Source organism: Micromonospora sp. NPDC003776, assembly GCF_053605645.1.
In genome coordinates, this window is the sequence record NZ_JBSGJR010000685.1 from 1 (window position 1) to 3249 (window position 3249).

At 74.4% G+C, this 3249-nt stretch carries 4 protein-coding genes and 1 pseudogene; all 5 read right to left on the bottom strand.

Going from position 1 to position 3249, the window contains the following annotated elements:
- Positions 1 to 128, bottom strand: a pseudogene (locus ACWEVO_RS33285) (DNA-3-methyladenine glycosylase 2 family protein); the annotation flags it as partial.
- Between the two features lie 125 nt (positions 129 to 253).
- Positions 254 to 910: a hypothetical protein gene (locus ACWEVO_RS33290; RefSeq protein ID WP_452311396.1), complete on the bottom strand. Its 657-nt coding sequence runs from the start codon at positions 908 to 910 to the stop codon at positions 254 to 256.
- 206 nt (positions 911 to 1116) lie between these two features.
- Positions 1117 to 1896 (bottom strand): anti-sigma factor family protein, encoded by a 780-nt coding sequence (locus ACWEVO_RS33295; RefSeq protein ID WP_452311397.1) that lies wholly within the window; start codon positions 1894 to 1896, stop codon positions 1117 to 1119.
- Positions 1893 to 2585: a sigma-70 family RNA polymerase sigma factor gene (locus tag ACWEVO_RS33300; protein WP_452311398.1), complete on the bottom strand. Its 693-nt coding sequence runs from the start codon at positions 2583 to 2585 to the stop codon at positions 1893 to 1895. The genes ACWEVO_RS33295 and ACWEVO_RS33300 overlap by 4 nt, the downstream gene beginning before the upstream one ends.
- 83 nt (positions 2586 to 2668) lie before the next feature.
- Positions 2669 to 3249 (bottom strand): spermidine synthase (locus tag ACWEVO_RS33305; RefSeq protein ID WP_452311399.1); only part of this gene is annotated, 581 nt, incomplete at its 5' end.

Sequence of the window (3249 nt, forward strand, 5' to 3'; positions counted from 1 at the left end):
CACCAGAAGGTGCCGGCGGCGATCCGCGCGCAGGGGTCGTAGGGGCTGAAGGTGAGCCCGCGCACCGACGCGGCCAGCCGGTAGCCGGCCGGCGGCCGCAGCGTCCGGTGGGCGGCGGGAGAGGTCACCCGGACACTCTGCCACGTGTCGGGGCCGGGCCGGACGCGGCGCTGCCGGTGCGCCGCGTCCGGGTCCACGACGGTGGCCGGCCGCGCCCTCCCCGGCTGCGACCGGCCACCGTGTCCGCGCGGCGTCAGTACGAGTAGCCGCCGCCGTTCGCGCCGCCCGAGTCACCCGCGGCCGGCGGGGCGACCGGCTTCGGGGTGCCGGTGGGCACGCAGGTCAGGTTCTTCCTGCCGTTCTGGTCGATCACCCACCAGGTGCCGCCGACCCCCTGGCCCTTCCACTGGCCGGGCTTCTTGTCACCGATGTAGCGGTAGACCGGCCAGCCCGCGATGGTGAGCTGCCGGGTGCCGTCCTGGCGGGTGACCGTGCCGACCTTGTCGTCGGAGATGCCCCGCAGCTGCGCGTTCCCGTCGGTCAGCGCGGGCGGCCAGACCTGGGCGCACTTGTCCACGCAGTTGGACTGCGGCGGGTCGGCCGAGTCCTTGTCGAAGCGGTAGAGGACCCAGCCGTCCTGGTCGGTGACGACGTTGCCCATCCGCGGGACCTTCTTGCCGATCAGCTGGTCGGTGAGCTGCACGTCGGCCGGGGGAGCGCCCCGGTCGGTGCTGGGGGCGTCCGCGGTCGCGGCGGCTTCCGGTTCGGCCGTCGCGGTGGGCTCGGCCGCGGCGACGGCGACCGGCTCGGCCGCGCTCGAGTTCGCCCCGTCGTAGCCCGCGGGCGCGCAGGCCGTTAGTGCGACCATCGCGCTCGCGACGATGACGGTCGTCCGCTTCAGGTGTGCCACGTGCCCTCCTCAATCGTGGTAGGTCGCCGAGTAGTACGGCCGCCGTGCTGTCAAGGTTGAAGAGGTAAGGGTGGTGCATTTCACGCTTGGCTGGTTGAACCTTTCCGGCCGCGGGCGCGTGCGGAGCAGGTGGGGCCGATCCGACCCCGGGGCATGCCGGAACGGCGCCCGGCGGTGTCGCTGCCCGGCGTCGGAGTGCCCGCCGATCAGAGGTCGGCCACCGTCACCAGCGGGGTGGCGATGCCGTTCGCGTCGACCGACTGCACCTGGATCTTGGCGATGTCGTCCCGATTGGCGGCGGTGGACGCGGTCAGCTCCAGGGGGAGCTGGTTGGTGCTCGTCCCGTACCCCCCGCCCGGGACCGACCAGGTGGAGACCACCTCGCTGGTGTTGTTCTTCCGGACCACCAGCAGCCGGCAGGTACGCGGGCCGGGCAGCTTGGTGAGCCGCACGTTGATTTCGGTGCCGTACTCCTTGGTGACCAGAAACATCGTGGTGTTCACGCCGGTGCCCGGGTCCGTGGCGTCGTGCTGCTCGCCGTCGAGGCCGGTGGGATCGCCGATCCCCGGCCCGGACGCCGTCGGCGTCGGCTCCACCGCCACGGTGGGCACGGTCGGCGCCGGGTCGGCCTGCTGGAACTGCCGGTCGTCGTGGAACACCGTGGCGAAGCCGACCCCGCTCAACGCGCCGAAGGCGACCACGGCCGCCGCGGTGGCGAAGATCTGCCGCAGCCGGGTCCGCCGCCGGTCCCGGCGGACCGCGATCAGCGTCCGGTCCAGCAGCGCGGGATCCGTGTGGGTCTGCTCCAGCGCCGTCATCGTCTCGCCGTCGATGCCGGAGAGCAGCCCCACCACGGGGACCATGGTCTCCAGCTCCGCGGCGCACGCCCAGCAGGTGGCGAGGTGCTCCTCGAACCGCTCCGCGTCCTGCGGATCCAGCACGCCGAGCGCGTACGCCGCGACGTCCATGTGGTCTGCCCGGCTCACTCCGTCACCCCCCTCTCCTGCAGAGCCGTGCGCAGCGCGCGCAGCGCGTAGTAGACGCGCGACTTCGCGGTGCCGAGCGGCAGGCCCAGCTCCTCGGCGGCCTCGGGCACGGTACGCCCCCGGAAGTACGTCGCCACCAGGATCTCCCGGTGCGACTGGCTCAGCGTACGCAGCGCGTCGGCCACGGTCATCGTGCGCAGCACCCGGTCGGTGCTGTCCGCCTCGGCGAACGCGGTCAGGTCCCGGTCGTACGTCTCCGCCGGGCGGGCCTGCTCGCTGCGGTGCTCGTCGATCGCGATCCGCCGGGCCACCGTGACCAGCCACGGCCGCAGCGAGCCCTGGCCCTGGGTGCCCAGCCGGTGCGCGTTGCGCCAGGCCCGCAGCAGCGTCTCCTGCACGATGTCCTCGGCGCGCTGCCGGTCGCCGCCGGTCAGCCGCATCACGAACATCAGCAGCGGCCCCGCGTGCTCCGCATAGAGCAGCCGGATCAGCTGGTCGGAGTGACTGGCCTCGGTGGACGCCGCGTGCCGCCCGGGCGCCGGTCGCGGCGTCACCGGGTCATTCTGGCGATCCCCGGGCCGGGCGTCGACCCCGCGGCCGGACCTCGACGCGCGCGGCTGGGGTTGCGCCCGGGCGAACATCCACTCGGGCCTCACCTCGCCGTGCCAGCCGGCCGCCACCGCATGCATGCAGACCTCCGGGTGTCCGATGACATCAGCCGGCCCCCCACGGGCGGGGCCGCCCGGTGATACGGAGCGGTCCGCCGAGCGGATCAACGACGGACGGAAAAAATTCCGGGCGGCGGCGGGGTGGAGTCGGTGGCGTCCGCGTCGTGGACCACCGGAGCGCCTCCGGCGAACCGGTCCAGCTCGACGCCGGCCAGCACCCGGCCGGGGAACCAGTCACCGGCGGCCCGCCGGGTCAGCTCCGGCACCGGCGGCTCGACCCGGGACGCGACCAGCACCAGGTTGCCGTAGCGCCGGCCGCGCAGCACCGCCGCGTCTCCCACCAGGCAGGCCCGGGGCAGCACCGTACGCACCGTGGCGACCTGGGCCCGAGCGTGCCGCAGCGGCGGACCGTCGGCGATGTTGGCCAGGTGGAAACCGTCGGGCCGGAGCACCCGGGCCACCTCGGCCGCGTACTCCACCGAGGTCAGGTGGGCGGGGGTGCGCGCGCCCGCGAACACGTCGGACACCACCACGTCGTAGCCGGCGTCCCGGCTGGACGTCAGGGTGGCCCGGGCGTCCGCCACCCGGACCCGCAGCCGGGGGTCGCTCGGCCAGGGCAGCGCCCGGCGGACCAGCTCCACCTGCGCGCCGTCGAGCTCGGACACCCGCTGGGTGGAGCCGGGGC